Raw genomic sequence first — 15,934 nt, 5'->3', positions numbered from 1 at the left:
CCGGCCACCACGAGCCGCCGGGCAGCCCCGGACCGCAGAGCAGCCCCGGACGGCCACCGGCCACGCCCCGCCCCGGGCCGCTGGCCACACCGCTCACCTCCCTCGTCGGCGTTAGGCACCCGCTCGTCCAGACCGGCATGGGCTGGGTGGCCGGGCCCCGGCTGGTGACCGCCACCGCCCGGGCCGGGGCGCTGGGCATCCTCGCCTCCGCGACGATGACGCTGCCCCGGCTCAGGGAAGCCGTCCGCGAGGTGAAGTCCCGCACCGACGCCCCCTTCGGCGTCAATCTGCGCGCCGACGCGCAGGACGCCGCCGACCGCGTGACCCTGCTCATCGAGGAAGGCGTACGCGTCGCCTCGTTCGCCCTGGCCCCCTCCCGGGAACTGATCGGCCGGCTTAAGGACGCGGGCGTCCTCGTCATTCCCTCCGTCGGCGCCGTCCGGCACGCGGAGAAGGTCGCCGGCTGGGGCGCGGACGCCGTCCTCGTCCAGGGGTCCGAGGGCGGCGGACACACCGGCCAGGTCGCCACCTCCGTGCTGCTGCCGCAGGTGGTGGACGCCGTGGACATCCCCGTCATCGGCGCGGGCGGCTTCCACGACGGGCGCGGACTGGCCGCCGCACTGTGCTACGGCGCCGCCGGGGCCGCCATGGGCACCCGCTTCCTGCTGACCCGCGAATCGCGCGTGCCCGACGCCGTCAAGGCCCGCTACCTGGCGGCCCGCGTCACCGACGTCACCGTCACCACGAAGGTGGACGGCCTGCCCCACCGGATGCTGCGCAGCGACATGGTCGCCGCGCTGGAGTCCTCCGGCCGGATCGCCTCACTGCTGCGGGCGGTACGGCACGCGGCGGCCTTCCGGAAACAGACGGGCATGACCTGGGCCGCCATGCTGCGCGACGGCCGCGCCCTGCGCCACGGCAAGGACCTCACCCTCGGCCAGATGCTGCTCGCCGCCAACACCCCCATGCTGCTGAAGGCCGCCATGGTGGACGGCCGCACCGACACCGGGGTGATGGCCGCGGGCCAGGTCGCCGGACTCATCGACGACCTGCCCACCGTGGCCGAACTCGTGGAGAACTGTGTCGAACAGGCCGCGGCCCTGCTGACCGGGCCGGCCGCCCGCGTCACCGCCCCGGGCACCCCCGGCCCCCGGGACCCGGCTCCCCGGTCCCCGGCTACGGGAGTCCCAGCTACGGGGGTCCCGGCTACGGGGAACCCGCCTGCCCCGGATCCGTCTGCACCGGGTGCGTCCGCCCTGGATCCGTCGGCCCTGGATTCGCCTGCCCCGGGTCCGTCTGCCATGGATCCGTCTGCTCCGAGCCCGGCCGACCGGACCGGGCCAGCACCGCACGGGTCTCCATGAGGGCGAAACCGAGCAGGTTGTCGCCCCGCCACCGGGCGGGGTCGGCGGCCCGCTCGTCGTCGGCCGCCAGCCCGATGCCCCACACCCGGTCCACCGGGCTGGCCTCGACCAGCACCCGGCCGGCCGTCGCCGCGAGGAACGCGCCCAGCTCGGCGTTCTGCCCGAACTTGGCGACATTGGCGGCCACCACGATCCCGTACCGCCGCGCCGCCCACACCTCCTCGTCGAAGCCGCGCACCTGACGGCCCGCCGCCTTGGCCGCCTGCGGGTGCGGCGCCGCCAGCACCCGCCGCTCCGCCTCCGGGTCGCCGAACAGCCGGGCCTTCGCCGCCATCATGCGGTGCTCCGCACTGGCGTACTCCACCCCGTCCACCGTGAACGGGGCCGGCCACCACTGGCTGAGACAGCCCGGCCCCACACCCCCGCCCCTGGGCGGCCGGTGCCCCCAGAAGAACAGGTACTTCGCCCGGTGCCCCTGCTCCAGCAGCGTGCGCAGCTCTGCCACGCTGCGCGCCTCGGTCCCGTTCGCCGTCCCTCGCACCACTCATGCACCTCCGGCACGGCAGCTTCGCAGAGCACCACCCGTACGGGCCAACGGTTTGGGCGGCACGGCCACCGCGGGGCGTGCTCATCCAGGGGGCTGCTGTACCCGCAGCGCGTCGGCGTGTCGCTGGACAAGGCCGCCGCATCGGTGTGCCGGCTCCACCTCGACGGCGCGCCCGCCACCCCGGCGGGTGACCCCGAAGGGCCGACCGGCGCAGTACGCCGATCCGCCGCCGTGCAGCGGCGCGGAGACTGACGACAGGACGTCCGTCGTACAACCGCACCATCGCACCGGGCCGGTGGGGGCTCTCCCCTCCCCGCGCACCCCGACCCGCGCCCCCGGGGCCGAAACGGAGACGGAAACGGAGACGGAGCAGCCATGGCCAGCAGGAAGAACCTCGTCGTCGACCGCACCGCCCTCGCCCACAAGGCCCGGTACGCGCTCACCCATCCGCACCGCATCCCCGCCCACCTCAGACGGGCGGGCCGCGACCGCTGGCTGGCGTTCAAGTACCGCGACCACGTCAGCTACTACCGCGCCGTCATGGCCTCCGACACCCGCCGCAGCCCGGACGCCGCGGTGGGCAGCCCCACCCGGGAGGCATGGCTGCAACTGGGACAGCTCCAGTTCGACTACCTGCGCACGCACGGCCTGCGGCCCGGCCACCGCATGCTCGACATCGGCTGCGGCAATCTGCGCGCCGGCTGGCGCTTCATCGACTATCTGGAACCCGGCAACTACTACGGCACCGACATCTCCCCCGACGTGCTGATCGCCGCCAAACGCACCCTGACCGAACAGGGGCTCCAGGCCAAGCTGCCGCACCTGACCCTCACCCAGGACCTCACCTTCGACTTCCTCCCCGACGCGTACTTCGACGTCGTGCACGCGCACAGCGTCTTCTCGCACTCCCCGCTGGAGGTCATCGAGGAGTGCCTGGCCCACGTCGGCCGGGTGCTGGCACCCGGCGGCTTCTTCGACTTCACCTTCGACCGCACCCTGGGGACCGAACACCACGTGCTGCGGGAGGACTTCTACTACCGCACGGAGACCCTCACCTCCCTCGCCCACCGCCACGGTCTGCGGGCCCGCTTCATGGACGACTGGGAGCTGACCGGCCACGGCCAGTCGAAGATCCGCGTCTCGGCGGAGCCCTTCCCGGCCACCACCCGCCCGGCGGCCCCGGAGGGCACCGCGGCGGCCTGACCGGGCCGGCGGCGGTGCGCGGCCGTGCCGCCGCCCCCGGGCGCCGCGCCCGGGGGAGATCAGTCGTAGGAGACGCTCACCCGGTCCGAGGCGGGAAGGGACTGGCAGGCCAGGACGTAGCCGTCGGCGAGGTCCTCGTCGGTGAGCACACCGGTGGTGCGCTGTGCCACCTCGCCGGCCACCACGCGGCACGCGCACGCGCCGCAGGAGCCTTCCCGGCAGGAGAAGGGCGGGTCGAGCCGCTGGGCGACCAGGGTGTCGAGGAGGGTGGCGGAGGCGGGCCAGACGAGCCGGTGGTGCTCCCCGTCGAGGGCGAGGTCCAGCGCGGCGCCCGCACCGGTCCCGGCGCCCTGTGTGCCCGCGCTCTCCTCGCCGGATGCGCCGGCCGCATCGCCCGGGGCGGAAACCTGGGCCGACGCCGGGGCCTGAACCGGGGGCGGGGCCTGAGCCGACGAGAGTGCCGGGTCCGCGGACTCGAAAGCGTCGCCCGTGAGTGAGACGAACACCTCGCGGTGAATCCTCTCCCGGGGCACCCCGTGGGATCGCAGCGCCGCCGCGGCGGCGTCCATGAACGGGCCGGGGCCGCGCAGATACGCCTCGGAGGCGGCGTACGGCGCGGTGAGCGGCCCGAGCGCGTCGGCGGTGGGCCGCCCCTGCACGGACTCCAGCCAGTGGAGGACCAGCAGCCGGCCGGGGTGGGCGGCGGCCATGTCGCGCAGCTCCCGGGCGAAGATGACGGATCGCTCGTCACGGTTCGCGTACAGCAGCACCACCCGGCCGCCGCCCCCGGTCAGGGCCGCGCGCGCCAGGGCCAGCACCGGGGTGATGCCGCTGCCCCCGGCGACCAGCAGCAGATCGGCGTCCGCGTCGCGCAGGGTGAAGGCCCCGGAGGGCGGCAGCGCGGTCAGTTCGGTGCCCGCGCGCACCTGGCACAGCCAGGAGGACCCCCGGCCGCCGGGTACGCGTTTGACGGTGATGCGCGGCTCGGGACCCACCCGCGAGAACGAGTAGCAGCGCGCCCCGCCCCCGGGCAGCCGCACGGTCACGAACTGGCCGGGGCGCGGCTCCAGTACGCCGCCGTCGGCGCGGCTCAGCACCAGGCTGACGGCGTCCGCCGTCTCGCGCTCCACCCGCTCCACGCGCAGCCGTACGGTGGCGGGTTCACTCGTCATCGCCGGCCACCTCCAAGGCGCCGTCCCGCACCGCCTGTTCGATCGTGGCGCGCAGCCGGGTGCACACCGCGACACGGGCGGGGCCGTGACCCGCGAGTTCGGGACAGTGGGAGGTGGCACGCGTCCACTGCACGGTGGTGTGCGGCAGGCTGCGTTTTTCCACCAGCACTTCGGTGGCACAGGTGCGGCACGTCACGGGCTGCATCACCACGCGGTCACTTCTCCCCCGCCCCCGCGGCGGTGCCCGTCCCGCGGCGGGCGAGATTGGCGGCGACCTCCGCCCGCCACACCGCCACGGCCCGCTCGGTGTCGATCTCGAACTCGAAGCGGTCGGTCATCTCGGGGCGCACGTCCTCGACGTCCACATAGAACTGCTCGTACCAGCGGCGCAGTTGGTAGACGGGCCCGTCCTGGTCGCACAGCAGCGGATTGTCGATGCGCGTCTTGGCCCGCCAGATGGCGATGTCCTCCTCGAAGCCGGTCGCCAGCCCCTCGGCCGCCTGGGCCGCGGCCTGCGCCGCCTCCTCGTCGCTCATGCCGGGCAGTTTCCTGACCAGCGCGCCGTACTGGAGGACGAAGGAGTCGGGTGTCACCGGGTAGTGGCAGTTGACCAGCACCGTCTCCACGGTGGCCCCGCCGGTCTCCGTCCACAGGTGGTCGAGCATGTAGGACGGCCCGTAGTAGGAGGCTTCCGACCGCAGCCGCCCCTGCGCGGACAGGGTGTCCGCCGCGGTCATGTCCGCACGGGGATCGCTGGTCATGTACTGGCTGGCGACGTGTCCCTCGAACACGTTCTTGAAGTACGTGGGGAACGCGTTGTGGACGTAGAAGAAGTGCGCCATGTCCACCACGTTGTCCACGATCTCGCGGCAGTTGGCGCCGTCGATCCGCACCGTGTGCCACGTCCAGTCGCTCCACTCGTCGCTGAAGGCCCCCTCGATACGCGGGATCGTCACGCCCTCCGGCGGCGGTGCGCCCTGCGGGTCGTGCCAGACGAAGAGCTGCCTGTTCTCCTCCAGCGTCCGCCACGCCCGGGTACGGGCCCGGGGCGGCACCCGGTGCGCGTACGGGATGCCGGCGCACTTGCCGTCGCCGCCCCAGCGCCAGTCGTGGAAGGGGCAGGCCAGCGCGTCGCCCTTGACGGTGCCGTGGGCCAGATTGCCGCCCATGTGCGGGCAGAAGGCGTTGAGGACGTGCAGCGCGCCGCTGTCCCGCGCCTGGAAGACGACCAGCTTGGTGCCGAAAGCCTCGATCTCGTGCGGGGCGCCGTCCTTGAACTTCTCCGCCGGGCCGAGGCAGTGCCAGCCCCGCGCGTACCGTGCGGGCGGCGCACCCGCCTCGATGGTCCGGGGGCCGTGGTCCGTGGTGCTGCGCGCGCTCATCGTCTCGCCTCCACCTCCTGTGCCGGTGGGGCGAGTCTCGGGCGGCATCCGGGCGGGGCGCAGGGGACGGTCCCGCTGACCGGGACGGGGCGCGGGGGCCGCCCGCCGGGACGGGAGGGACGGCAACAGCCCGGGCTCGTATGCCGATTGGCAGTATTTCGATTAGGCAGTGCAAACCTCTTCCCGGGCGGCGCGGGCCGCGCGTAGCCTCCCGGCAACGAGACACCGGTGTCTCGCGAGCGCCGCTAGGAGGTCCCATGAGCGCCACCGCGCCGGAGCGCGCCGCCGTAGCACCCCCGCACACCGCAGCGTCCACGCCGGTCTCGATGATCGACCGCGTCGTGACGATCCTGGACGCCTTCGAAGACGCCGACGGACTCACCCTCGCCCAAGTGGTCCGCCGCACCGGACTGCCCCGCTCCTCCGCGCACCGCATCCTGGAGCACCTGGCCGAGGTGCGGTACCTGCGCCGCGACGCGCACACCTACCGGCTCGGCATGCGCATCATGGAACTGGGCTCACTCGTCATCCACCAGGACCGGGTCCGCGAGGCCGCCTCGCCCCATCTGCACCGGCGCCACCAGACCACCGGCCTGGTGGCGCACCTGGCCATCCTCGACGAGGGCGGCGCCGACGTCGTCTACCTCGACAAGGTCGGCAACCGCTTCGGCACCCTGCTGCCCTCCCGGGTCGGCGGCCGGCTGCCCGCCGCCCGCACCGGGGTCGGCAAGGCACTGCTCGCCCACGCCCCGCACCCGGCCGCGGCCCGGCTCCCGGAACGGCTCCACACCGAACTGGCGCAGATCCGCGAACGCGGCATCGCCCACGACCGCGGGGAGGCGGTGCGCGGCGTCGCCTGCGTCGCCGCGCCCGTGGTCGGCGCCGGGGAGAACGGCCCCGCCCTGGCGGCCGTCTCCGTCTGCGGCCCCGTCCGGCAGGTACGCGCCGCCGCCGGCCTGCCGTCCCTGGTCCGCCAGGCCGCGGCGCACATCTGGCGCACCGCGACGAGCCGCACCCCCTGACGGCACGCCGCAGAACGCCCCGCCTGCACCGGGCGGACCGACGCCTGGGGGGCCCACCGGCCCGGTGACGGCCCCCGGCCGGCACGGCTGCGCGGAGGCCACCGGCGGGCGCCGGGCACGGGGCCCGCCCGGTTCAGGGCGGCCCTCTGGGCGGCACATAACGCACGCCCCGGCCGCGCCCCGGACTGGGTCCGGCACGGCCACGCTGAGGACCACCGAGCGCCACGAGACATCCGGGCACCCACCGGACCGGCCGGGAACGAACGCTCCCAGCGCCCCTCGCACGCACCGGACCCACAAGGCCGGCACCGGACACGCGGCGACCGACCGCGCTCGTCCCCGGCGGCCACCGGGCACCGGAGAGAGCACGCGCGACCGCCGGGCACGCGGCGGCCCACCCGGACGGCACCGGACGAAAGACCCCCGGCCGCTGCCGGACAAGCGGCGGAGGCCGCCGCCCGTCCGTTGATGGGCGTGCCGGTCCCGCTGCGCGCCCGGCGCCGCCCGGGCGGCGCCGCCCAACTCCGGGTCGCCACCGAGAACACGTTCCGCCAGGGCGACCGGGCCGAGAAGGCGTCAGGGCGACAGGGTCGAAGCGGCGGCAGGGCACGGCCGGGGCGAAGGCGCGAAAGGGGCGGCCGGGGCGCCGGACGTCAGGCCCGGCCCCGGCCGCCCTCGCGGCGCCGTACCGGGGGCTCAGTCAGCCGGACGCCCCGCGACGTCCTCCGCCGCGGACCGGGCGACGGGCCGGGTGGCGGACCCGTCAGCCGACCCGGCGGCGGCCCCAGCCACGCTCTCCGCCGCGGCCCCGGCCGCGGTTTCAGGAGCGGGCCCGGCCACAACTCCCGCACCGGCCCCGGCCGGACCGGAGGGGGCGGACCCCGCCGACGTCTCCGCGGCGAGTTCGCGGGCTATGTCGATGAGCTGGTCCTCCTGGCCGCCGACGAGTTTCCGTTCCCCGGCGCGCTGGAGGATGCGTGCTCCGGACACGCCGTAGCGGCGGGCCCAGCGGTCGGCGTGTTTGAGGAAGCTGGAGTAGACACCGGCGTACCCCATCATCAGTTCGAGCCTGCCGAGCCGGCACTCCTCGTCCATGACGGGCCGCACCACGTCCTCGGCCGCATCGACGATCTTGAGGATGTCGATGCCGGTGCGGATGCCGAGGCGTTCGGCGACGGCGGCGAACGCCTCGACGGGGGTGTTGCCCGCGCCGGCGCCGAACCGCCGGGTGGAGCCGTCGATCTGGCGGGCGCCCGCGCGTACCGCCAGGACGGAGTTGGCGATGCCGAGGCCGAGGTTCTCATGGCCGTGGAAGCCGACCTGTGCGTCGTCACCGAGTGCGGCGACCATGGCCGCGACCCGGTCGGCGACCTCCTCCAGCACCAGGGCGCCCGCCGAGTCGACGACGTACACGCACTGGCAGCCGGCGTCGGCCATGCGGCGGGCCTGGGCCGCCAGGGTCTCGGGCGGCACGCTGTGCGCCATCATCAGGAAGCCGACGGTCTCCAGGCCGATCTCGCGGGCGAGTCCGAAGTGCTGGTCGGCGATGTCGGCCTCGGTGCAGTGGGTGGCGATGCGGCAGATGGCGGCGCCGTTGTCGGCGGCGGCGCGGATGTCGTCCTTGACGCCGAGGCCGGGCAGCATGAGGAAGGCGATGCGCGCCCGGGTGGCGGTCTTGACGGCGGTGGCGATGAGTTCCTGTTCGGGCGTGTGGCTGAAGCCGTAGTTGAACGACGAGCCGCCCAGCCCGTCGCCGTGGGTCACCTCGATGACGGGGACGCCGGCGTCGTCGAGCGCGGCGACGACGGAGCGGACGTGCTCGGCGGTGAACCGGTGCTGTTTGGCGTGCGAGCCGTCGCGCAGCGAGGAGTCGGTGACGCGGATGTCGCATCCGTCGGGCCACATGACGGTCGGTGTCATCGCTGTGCTCCCTTCCCCGCGAGGGCGGTGATCCGGGCGGCGAAGCCCTCTCCGACGCGGGTGGCCGCGGCGGTCATGATGTCGAGGTTCCCGGCGTAGGGGGGCAGGAAGTCGCCGGCGCCCTCGACCTCCAGCAGGACGGCCACGCGGGCCGGTGCCGTCGCGGTGGCCGGCTCGAACTGCGGTGCGCCGCGCAGCCGGTAGCCGGGCACGTACGCGGCGACGGCGGCGGCCATCTCGCGGACGGAGGCGGCGATGGCCTGCCGGGTCTCTGGCCCGGTGCCGTCCGGGATCTGGCAGTAGACGGTGTCCCGCATCAGCACGGGCGGTTCGGCCGGGTTGAGGATGATGACGGCCTTGCCCCGCCGTGCCCCGCCGATCGCCTCGATGCCCCAGCGGGTGGTGCGGGTGAACTCGTCGATGTTGGCGCGGGTTCCGGGGCCGGCCGAGGGGGAGGCCACCGAGGCGACGATCTCCGCGTAGGGCACCGTCACGATGCGCGAGACGGCGGCCACCATGGGGATGGTGGCCTGTCCGCCGCAGGTGATCAGGTTGACGTCGGCCGCGTCCAGGCCGGCGTCGAGGTTGACGGCGGGGACGACGGCGGGCCCCAGTCTCGCCGGGGTCAGGTCCACGCAGGGGATGCCGTGTGCCGCGTAGTGCGGCGCGTTGGCGCGGTGCACGGCGGCGCTGGTGGCCTCGAAGACCAGGTCGGGTTTCTCCTCCTGGGCCAGCAGCCACGGCACGCCCTCGTGGCTGGTGCGCAGCCCCAGTTCGCGGGCCCGCCGCAGTCCCTCGCTGGCCGGGTCGACGCCCACCATCCAGCGGGGTTCGACGAGTGCGGAGCGGCGGAGTTTGTACAGCAGGTCCGTACCGATGTTCCCGGGGCCGACGATGGCGGCCCGCGCCTTGCGCGGTGCGTGCGTTGACATGAGGGGGTGCCTCTTTCGTCTGTGGTGGTTCTCGAGGTGCGCGGTGCCCGGCCCGGTGGCGGCGCGGGCCGACGGGGGGCAGGTGGGGGCGGATGGGGCAGACGCCCGACGCGCGGAACGGCGCACGGGAGCGGCGCGGGCCGGCTTCGGGGCCGGCCGCTACCGGGTGCGCAGGGTCACCTCGCCCAGGCCCGCCCCGAAGACGGCCCGGTAGGTGGTGGCGGGTGTCAGGTCCACGGCCCGGGTGCAGGAGCCGGGCAGCACCACGTGACCGGCCCGCAGCCGTACGCCGAACGCGGCGACCTTCCGCGCCAGCCAGGCGACGGCCCGCGCCGGATCGCCGAGCACCGCGTCCGCCCTGCCGCGGGCCAGTTCCGCGCCGTCCGCCCCGTGCAGGACGGCGGTGACGGCGCACCGGTCCACCCGGCCGGGCGCCACCCGTGACGCGCCCAGGACGAAGCCCGCCGAGGAGGCGTTGTCGGCGACGGTGTCGGCGATGCCGATGTCCCAGTCGCGTATCCGGCTGTCGATCAGCTCGACGGCGGGGGCCAGCGCCTCGGTGGCGGCGAGGACGTCCGCCACGGTGCAGCCCTCGCCGGGCAGGTCGGCGCCGAGCAGGAACGCCACCTCGACCTCGATCCGGGGTGCGCAGTAGCGGCTGAGGTCCACCGGGGTGTCCTGGTGCAGGGCCATGTCGTCGAGCAGATGGCCGTAGTCGGGTTCGCCGACGCCCATCATCCGCTGCATGACGGGGGAGGAGAGCCCGACCTTGTGCCCGACGACGCGGGCCCCGCGCCGGCGGCGCCGCTCGATGCCCAGCAGTTGGACCGCGTAGGCGTCGTCGGTGTCGATGGCGGGCCAGGTCCGGCGCAGCGGCGGGACGGGGATGCGCGACTCCTCCGCCGTGCTCAGCGCTTCGGCCGCCTTACGGCGCCCGGCGTCATCCAGCATGTTCTTCTCCGTCCCTGTCCGTGTCTCGGCCCGGCCGGTCAGTGGACGGTAGGCGGGGGCGGACGGGGGCGGGGCGGGCCGTTCCCGGTCAGCGGGACGGGCCACGGCCGCCGCGTGACCGGCGCGGTTAGCGTCCGGCGCATGGCCTCCACCACACCGCCGCACGCGCTGACGTACGAGTCGACCAGCCGCACCCTGACGGCGGGCGGCTACGCCCTGCATTACCACGAGGCGGTGCCGCCCGGGCCGGAGGCCGGGACGCGTCCCGTTCTGGTGCTGCTGCACGGCTCGGGCCCGGGGGTGAGCGGCTGGTCGAACTTCGCGGGCAACCTTCCGGTGTTCGCCGCGCGGTACCGCACCTATGTGCTGGACATGCCCGCGTTCGGGCGCAGCGCGCAGCCGGACCGGTGGACGGATCTGTACCCGCGTGTCGCCGCCGACGCGCTGCGCTGCTTCCTGGACGCCCTCGGGATCGAGAGGGCGCACCTGCTGGGCAACTCGATGGGCGGCAACGTGGCGGCGGAGTTCGCGCTGGCCCACCCCGGGCGCGCCGGCCGGCTGGTGCTGATGGGGCCGGGCGGGCTCGCGGTGAACACCTTCGGACCGGAGGTGAGCGAGGGCAGCAAGCGGCTGTTCGCGTTCCTGGCCGCGCCGTCGCGGGAGGCGATACGCGCATGGGTGGAGACGATGGTCTTCGACCCGGCGCTGATCACCGACGCGTTGCTGGACGCGCGGATGGCGGCGGCGAGCGAGCCGGGCGCGGTGGAGCGCGCCGCGTCGGTGTTCGCCACGTTCGGCGATCCCCGCTTCGCCGCCGTACCGCCCCTGTGGGCACGCGCGGAGGGGCTGACGCACCGCACGCTGCTCACCTGGGGGCGGGACGACCGGATGCTGCCGTACGAGGGAGCCCTCTTCCCCTTCCGCCGGCTGCCCGACGCCGAGCTGCACGTGTTCGCGCGCTGCGGGCACTGGGCGCAGGTGGAGCGGAAGGAGGAGTTCGAGCGGGTGGTGCTGGAGTTCCTGGGCCGGCCGTGACACCGGCAGATGCGCGGGCACCCCGCGGCGGGGTGCCCGCCGGGCAGGCGTGAGGTGTCACGGCCGGTGGCCGTCTCAGACCGTCAGGACGACCTTGCCGAACACGTCCCCGCCGGCCATCTTCTCGAAGCCCTCGCGGGCCCGGTCCAGCGGCAGCACGGAGTCGACGACCGGCCGCACACCCTTGGCCGCGCAGAAGTGCAGCAGCCCCGCCAGCTCCTCCTTGCTGCCCATGGTGGAGCCGACGACCTTCAGCTCCAGGAAGAAGATCCGGTTCAGCTCGGCGGCCGGCGGGTTGGGGCCGCTGGTGGCGCCGGAGATGACGAGGGTGCCACCGGGGCGCAGCGACTTGACCGAGTGCGACCAGGTGGCGGCGCCGACGGTCTCCAGCACGGCGTCCATCCGGTGCGGCAGCCGCTCCCCCGTCGGCACGGCGGCCTCGGCGCCCAGTTCCAGCGCCCGGCGGCGCTTGGCCTCGTCCCGGCTGGTGGCGAACATCCGCAGCCCGGCAGCGGCACCGAGCACCAGCGCGGCCGTGGCCACGCCGCCGCCCGCGCCCTGCACCAGGACGGAGTCGCCGGGCCGCACCCCGGCGTTGGTGAACAGCATCCGATAGGCCGTCAGCCAGGCGGTGGGCAGGCAGGCGGCCTCCTCGAAGGACAGCTCGGGCGGCTTGGGCAGGACGTTCCACTGGGGCACGGCCACCCGTTCGGCGAACGTGCCCTGGTAGCGCTCGGTGAGGATGGAGCGGGGCTCGCGGGGGCCGACCCCGTGGCCGGTCTGCCCGATCACCGAGTGCAGCACGACCTCGTTGCCGTCGGCGTCGACACCGGCCGCGTCGCAGCCGAGGATCATCGGGAGGGCTTCCTCGCCGAGTCCGACGCCGCGCAGCGACCACAGGTCGTGGTGGTTGAGCGACGCGGCCTTGACCGACACTGTCGTCCACCCGGGCGGCACCTTCGGCTCGGGGCGCTCCCCCAGCTCCAGCCCGGAGAGCGGGTCTTCCCTGTCGATACGTGCGGCATAGGCAGCAAACATGCCCCGACGCTACGTCGCACCGCCCACCGGGGACAGACCGCCGGCCCCGCAAGCGACCGAGATCACGCACACGGCCCGCCCCGCGCGGCGGGCCTCCCCCCGCCCCCGGCCCTCCCCCGGGCCCCCCAGCCCGGCACACGCCCCCTCCCGCAGACGACGCCCCTCCCCGCAGACGCCGCCCGCCCGCCGCGCCCCGGCCCTCCACCAGCCGGCAGGAACCTACCGGCAGACGGCGCCCATCCGACGCTACTCAGCCCCTGCGACGCAGCACCCGCCCAACGGGCGGCACCCTTCCGAGAGACCGGCGCCCGCCCGCGACGCACGACGGCATCCGACGGGCACCACCCGCCCGGCAGACGGGCACCCGCCCGACGCGAAACTCCCGGCAGACGGCAACACCAAGCGACGATGGCGCTCGGCAAACGGCACCCGGCCGACGATGGGGCCCCGGCAGACGGCCCCCTCCGACGCAGGGCGCCCCGGCAGGCGGCGTCCGCGCCGCAGGAACGGCGGCAGTCCGGTGCGGGGCGGGGCTGAGCAGTGAAACGTGGGGCTGCCGAGTGCGGGGGCAGTCCGGGCCCAGGCCCCAGGAGGCGGCCCGCCCCGCCGGGTCCGGCTCACCGCTCCAGCGGCATCGCCTCGGCCAGGGTGCGCCACTCGTCGCGGGGGATGTCGGTGCCGGTCTCGGCCGTCACCACCTGGAGGGCGACGTGGTCGGCGCCGGCCTCGAAGAACCGGTCCACCTGGGCGCGGACCGCCTCCGCGTCGCCGATGGCGAAGACGGCGTCGATGAGACGGTCGCTGCCGCCGTCGTCCAGGTCGGACTCGTCGAAGCCGAGGCGCTGCAGGCTGTTGCGGTAGTTGGCCAGCCGCAGGTAGCCGGACAGGTAGCCGCGCGCCGTCTCGCGGCCGGCGGCGCGGTCGGCACCCGACGGCTGGACGACGACCTTCAGCTCGGGGGCGAGCAGCGGCTCGGCGCCCATCACCTCGCGGGCCTTCGCGGTGTGTTCGGCCGTGACGAGGTAGGGCAGGGCGCCCAGGGTGCGGTCGGCGGCCAGCTTGAGCATCTTGGGGCCGAGGGCGGCCAGGGCGCGCCCCGCCGGGGGCACGGCGCGCGGCGCGTTGTCGAGCATGTCCAGGTAGGAGCGCATCGCCGAGTAGGGGCGGTGGGCCAGCGGGTGGTCGAGGGCCAGGCCCGTCCTGGTCTCCATGTGGCTGACGCCCAGACCGAGCAGGAAGCGCCCGCCGAACTCGTCCGTGAGCTGGGCGTGGCGGGCCGCCATCTCGGGGGCGGCGTGCTCCCAGATGTTGAGGATGCTGGTGCCGACGGTCACCCGTGACGTCGCGGCGAGCAGCCGGTACGCCATGTCGGGCGAGGGGCTGCCGCCGATCCAGAGCGTGCCGTAGCCCAGCTCCTCCAGTTCGGCGGCGGCCTCCTCGATCTGCGGGCGGCGCGCGGTGTCGTCCCCGCGCAGCACGCTCGCCCAGATGCCGACCTTGCCTAGGTGCGCGTTGTAAGCCATGGCGGACACAGCATCACATCACCGGCGGGTATTCCAGGAACGACGGCCGCCCGGCGCATCGTGCGCCGTCACCGCACCCGCCTGTCACAGCACCTTGGACAGGAACAGTTTGGTGCGCTCGTGCTGCGGGTCGGTGAGCACGTCGCGCGGGTTGCCGGACTCGACGACGACGCCGCCGTCCATGAAGACCAGCGAGTCGCCGACCTCCCGGGCGAAGCCCATCTCGTGGGTGACGACGATCATGGTCATGCCGTCCTGGGCCAGGGCCTTCATCACGTCCAGCACCTCCCCCACCAGCTCCGGGTCGAGTGCGGAGGTCGGCTCGTCGAAGAGCATCAGCTTGGGGTCCATGGCCAGTGCCCGGGCGATGGCCACCCGCTGCTGCTGGCCGCCGGAGAGCTGGGCGGGGTAGTTGTCCCGCTTGTCGGCCAGCCCCACCCGGTCCAGCAGTTCCCCGGCCCGCTTCCGCGCCTCCGCCTTGGGGACCCGCTTGACCTGGACGGGTGCCTCCATCACGTTCTCCACCGCGGTCATGTGCGGGAAGAGGTTGAAGCGCTGGAAGACCATGCCGATGTCGCGGCGCTGTGCGGCGACCTCGCGGTCCCGCAGTTCGTAGAGCTTGCCGCCCTTCTCGCGGTAGCCGACGAGGGTGCCGTCCACGTACAGCCGCCCGGCGTTGATCTTCTCCAGGTGGTTGATGCACCGCAGGAACGTGGACTTCCCGGAGCCGGAGGGGCCCACGATGCAGAACACCTCCCCGGAGTTGACCTCCAGGTCGATGCCCTTGAGGACCTCGACGCTCCCGTAGGACTTGCAGACGCGTTCCGCCTTGACCATCGTGCTCATGCGCCCTGCGCCCCCGATCCCGTGCCGCGCCCCATGCTGAAGAGGTTCTTCCGTACGCGCTGCCACGGGGTGTCGGGCAGCTGCCGGAGGGAGCCGCGCGCGTAGCGCCGCTCCAGGTAGTACTGGCCGATGCTGAAGACGCTGGTGATGACCAGGTACCAGACGGTGGCCACCAGCAGCAGCTCCACCACCGCGCTGGAGTTGTTGCCGATGTTCTGCGCCTTGCGCAGGGCCTCCTCGTACATCACGACGGAGCACAGCGAGGAGGTCTTGAGCAGGTTGATGAACTCGTTGCCGGTGGGCGGCACGATCACCCGCATCGCCTGGGGCAGCACGATGCGGCGCATGTTCTGCCCCTGGGTCATGCCGAGCGCCTGGGACGCCTCGGTCTGGCCCTCGTCCACCGACTGGATGCCGGCCCGGCAGATCTCCGCCATGTAGGCGGCCTCGTTGAGACCGAGGCCGAGGAGCGCCGCCATGAACGGAGTCATGACGTCGGTCATCTCGTCCTTGTAGATCGGCATGATGTCGAGGATCGGGAAGATCAGCGCGAGGTTGAACCACAGCAGCAGCTGCACATAGACGGGCGTGCCGCGGAAGAACCAGATGTAGCCCCAGGCCACGGACGAGGTGACCGGGTTCTTCGACATCCGCATGACGGCCAGCACGATGCCGCCCACCAGACCGATGAGCATGGCCAGGACGCTGACCACCAGGGTGTTCTTGACGCCCTCCAGGATCTGGTCGTCGAAGAAGAAGTCACCGACGGCCTTCCAGCGCAGTCCCTCCGCGGTCGCGAAGGCGCGCACGAGGAGCGCCAGGAGCACGAGGACGACGACGGCGGAGACGTACCGCCCGTAGTGCCGTACGGGTATCGCCTTGATGGCCTCGGGGGCGTCCTTGCTCACGGACGCCCCCGCGGAGGGGGTCTTGTCGGTGGATGGTGTCACGGGTGCCTCTCAGCGTCCTGTGGCGTGCAGCTCGTGGGCCTGTCGGTGG

13 protein-coding genes and 2 pseudogenes are annotated in these 15,934 nt (G+C 74.0%); 4 read left to right on the top strand and 11 right to left on the bottom strand.

Features of this window, described 5'->3' with window-relative positions:
- Positions 1–80: 80 nt before the first annotated feature.
- Positions 81–1,112 (top strand): annotated as a pseudogene (locus IO40_RS0127265) (NAD(P)H-dependent flavin oxidoreductase); the annotation flags it as partial.
- A gap of 94 nt (positions 1,113–1,206) precedes the next feature.
- Here the strand turns inward: IO40_RS0127265 and IO40_RS0127260 are convergent.
- Positions 1,207–1,869, bottom strand: coding sequence for an NADAR family protein (locus tag IO40_RS0127260; protein ID WP_234029803.1), 663 nt, complete (start codon positions 1,867–1,869; stop codon positions 1,207–1,209).
- Positions 1,870–2,286: 417 nt separating this feature from the next.
- Between IO40_RS0127260 and IO40_RS0127255 the strand changes: the two genes are divergently transcribed.
- Positions 2,287–3,114 carry a class I SAM-dependent methyltransferase gene (locus IO40_RS0127255; protein ID WP_033230280.1) on the top strand — a complete coding sequence of 276 codons (828 nt, stop codon included), beginning with the start codon at positions 2,287–2,289 and terminating at the stop codon, positions 3,112–3,114.
- 59 nt (positions 3,115–3,173) lie between these two features.
- Here IO40_RS0127255 and IO40_RS0127250 read toward each other — a convergent pair whose 3' ends face one another.
- The 3 genes from IO40_RS0127250 to IO40_RS0127240 are packed head-to-tail and all read right to left on the bottom strand — an operon-like array spanning position 3,174 to position 5,668.
- Entirely contained in the window at positions 3,174–4,286 is a 1,113-nt protein-coding gene (locus IO40_RS0127250) for a ferredoxin--NADP reductase (protein ID WP_031176302.1), read from the bottom strand.
- Positions 4,276–4,497 (bottom strand): hypothetical protein, encoded by a 222-nt coding sequence (locus IO40_RS0127245; protein WP_016469704.1) that lies wholly within the window; start codon positions 4,495–4,497, stop codon positions 4,276–4,278. Before IO40_RS0127245 ends, IO40_RS0127250 begins: the two co-directional genes overlap by 11 nt.
- Positions 4,498–4,501: 4 nt before the next feature.
- Positions 4,502–5,668, bottom strand: coding sequence for a 3-ketosteroid-9-alpha-monooxygenase, oxygenase component (locus IO40_RS0127240; RefSeq protein ID WP_031176301.1), 1,167 nt, complete (start codon positions 5,666–5,668; stop codon positions 4,502–4,504).
- 257 nt (positions 5,669–5,925) lie between these two features.
- Between IO40_RS0127240 and IO40_RS37245 the strand changes: the two genes are divergently transcribed.
- A complete protein-coding gene (locus IO40_RS37245) occupies positions 5,926–6,690 on the top strand; it encodes an IclR family transcriptional regulator (protein WP_031176300.1) in 765 nt (254 codons plus the stop codon).
- Positions 6,691–7,575: 885 nt separating this feature from the next.
- Here the strand turns inward: IO40_RS37245 and dmpG are convergent.
- The 3 genes and pseudogenes from dmpG to IO40_RS0127220 all read right to left on the bottom strand — a co-directional run.
- Positions 7,576–8,595: pseudogene (gene dmpG / locus IO40_RS0127230) on the bottom strand (4-hydroxy-2-oxovalerate aldolase); the annotation flags it as partial.
- Between the two features lie 11 nt (positions 8,596–8,606).
- Positions 8,607–9,542 carry an acetaldehyde dehydrogenase (acetylating) gene (locus IO40_RS0127225; protein ID WP_031176299.1) on the bottom strand — a complete coding sequence of 312 codons (936 nt, stop codon included), beginning with the start codon at positions 9,540–9,542 and terminating at the stop codon, positions 8,607–8,609.
- Positions 9,543–9,701: 159 nt separating this feature from the next.
- Positions 9,702–10,493: a 2-keto-4-pentenoate hydratase gene (locus IO40_RS0127220; protein WP_016469699.1), complete on the bottom strand. Its 792-nt coding sequence runs from the start codon at positions 10,491–10,493 to the stop codon at positions 9,702–9,704.
- 141 nt (positions 10,494–10,634) lie between these two features.
- Between IO40_RS0127220 and IO40_RS0127215 the strand changes: the two genes are divergently transcribed.
- Complete coding sequence (locus IO40_RS0127215; RefSeq protein ID WP_031176298.1) at positions 10,635–11,528, top strand: alpha/beta fold hydrolase; 894 nt, start codon at positions 10,635–10,637, stop codon at positions 11,526–11,528.
- Between the two features lie 75 nt (positions 11,529–11,603).
- Here IO40_RS0127215 and IO40_RS0127210 read toward each other — a convergent pair whose 3' ends face one another.
- The 4 genes from IO40_RS0127210 to IO40_RS0127195 all read right to left on the bottom strand — a co-directional run bounded on the left by IO40_RS0127210 (position 11,604) and on the right by IO40_RS0127195 (position 15,885).
- Positions 11,604–12,566 (bottom strand): zinc-binding dehydrogenase, encoded by a 963-nt coding sequence (locus tag IO40_RS0127210; protein WP_016469697.1) that lies wholly within the window; start codon positions 12,564–12,566, stop codon positions 11,604–11,606.
- Between the two features lie 617 nt (positions 12,567–13,183).
- Positions 13,184–14,089, bottom strand: a complete 906-nt coding sequence (locus IO40_RS0127205; RefSeq protein ID WP_016469696.1) for a TIGR03620 family F420-dependent LLM class oxidoreductase — start codon at positions 14,087–14,089, stop codon at positions 13,184–13,186.
- 84 nt (positions 14,090–14,173) lie between these two features.
- Positions 14,174–14,935: an amino acid ABC transporter ATP-binding protein gene (locus tag IO40_RS0127200; protein WP_030407788.1), complete on the bottom strand. Its 762-nt coding sequence runs from the start codon at positions 14,933–14,935 to the stop codon at positions 14,174–14,176.
- Complete coding sequence (locus IO40_RS0127195) at positions 14,932–15,885, bottom strand: amino acid ABC transporter permease (RefSeq protein ID WP_016469694.1); 954 nt, start codon at positions 15,883–15,885, stop codon at positions 14,932–14,934. Before IO40_RS0127195 ends, IO40_RS0127200 begins: the two co-directional genes overlap by 4 nt.
- Positions 15,886–15,934 lie beyond the last annotated feature (49 nt).

This window comes from Streptomyces albus subsp. albus, assembly GCF_000725885.1.
GTDB classification, from domain to species: domain Bacteria; phylum Actinomycetota; class Actinomycetes; order Streptomycetales; family Streptomycetaceae; genus Streptomyces; species Streptomyces albus.
Note: the sequence above shows the minus strand (reverse complement) of the source record. Positions and strands in the feature narration are given on the sequence as shown.

Coding starts and splice junctions, on each gene's coding strand:
- IO40_RS0127255 (WP_033230280.1), top strand. CDS start 2,287: ATGGCCAGCAGGAAGAACCTCGTCGTCGACCGCACCGCCCTCGCCCAC.
- IO40_RS0127250 (WP_031176302.1), bottom strand. CDS start 4,286: ATGACGAGTGAACCCGCCACCGTACGGCTGCGCGTGGAGCGGGTGGAG.
- IO40_RS0127240 (WP_031176301.1), bottom strand. CDS start 5,668: ATGAGCGCGCGCAGCACCACGGACCACGGCCCCCGGACCATCGAGGCG.
- IO40_RS37245 (WP_031176300.1), top strand. CDS start 5,926: ATGAGCGCCACCGCGCCGGAGCGCGCCGCCGTAGCACCCCCGCACACC.
- IO40_RS0127225 (WP_031176299.1), bottom strand. CDS start 9,542: ATGTCAACGCACGCACCGCGCAAGGCGCGGGCCGCCATCGTCGGCCCC.
- IO40_RS0127220 (WP_016469699.1), bottom strand. CDS start 10,493: ATGCTGGATGACGCCGGGCGCCGTAAGGCGGCCGAAGCGCTGAGCACG.
- IO40_RS0127215 (WP_031176298.1), top strand. CDS start 10,635: ATGGCCTCCACCACACCGCCGCACGCGCTGACGTACGAGTCGACCAGC.
- IO40_RS0127210 (WP_016469697.1), bottom strand. CDS start 12,566: ATGTTTGCTGCCTATGCCGCACGTATCGACAGGGAAGACCCGCTCTCC.
- IO40_RS0127205 (WP_016469696.1), bottom strand. CDS start 14,089: ATGGCTTACAACGCGCACCTAGGCAAGGTCGGCATCTGGGCGAGCGTG.
- IO40_RS0127200 (WP_030407788.1), bottom strand. CDS start 14,935: ATGAGCACGATGGTCAAGGCGGAACGCGTCTGCAAGTCCTACGGGAGC.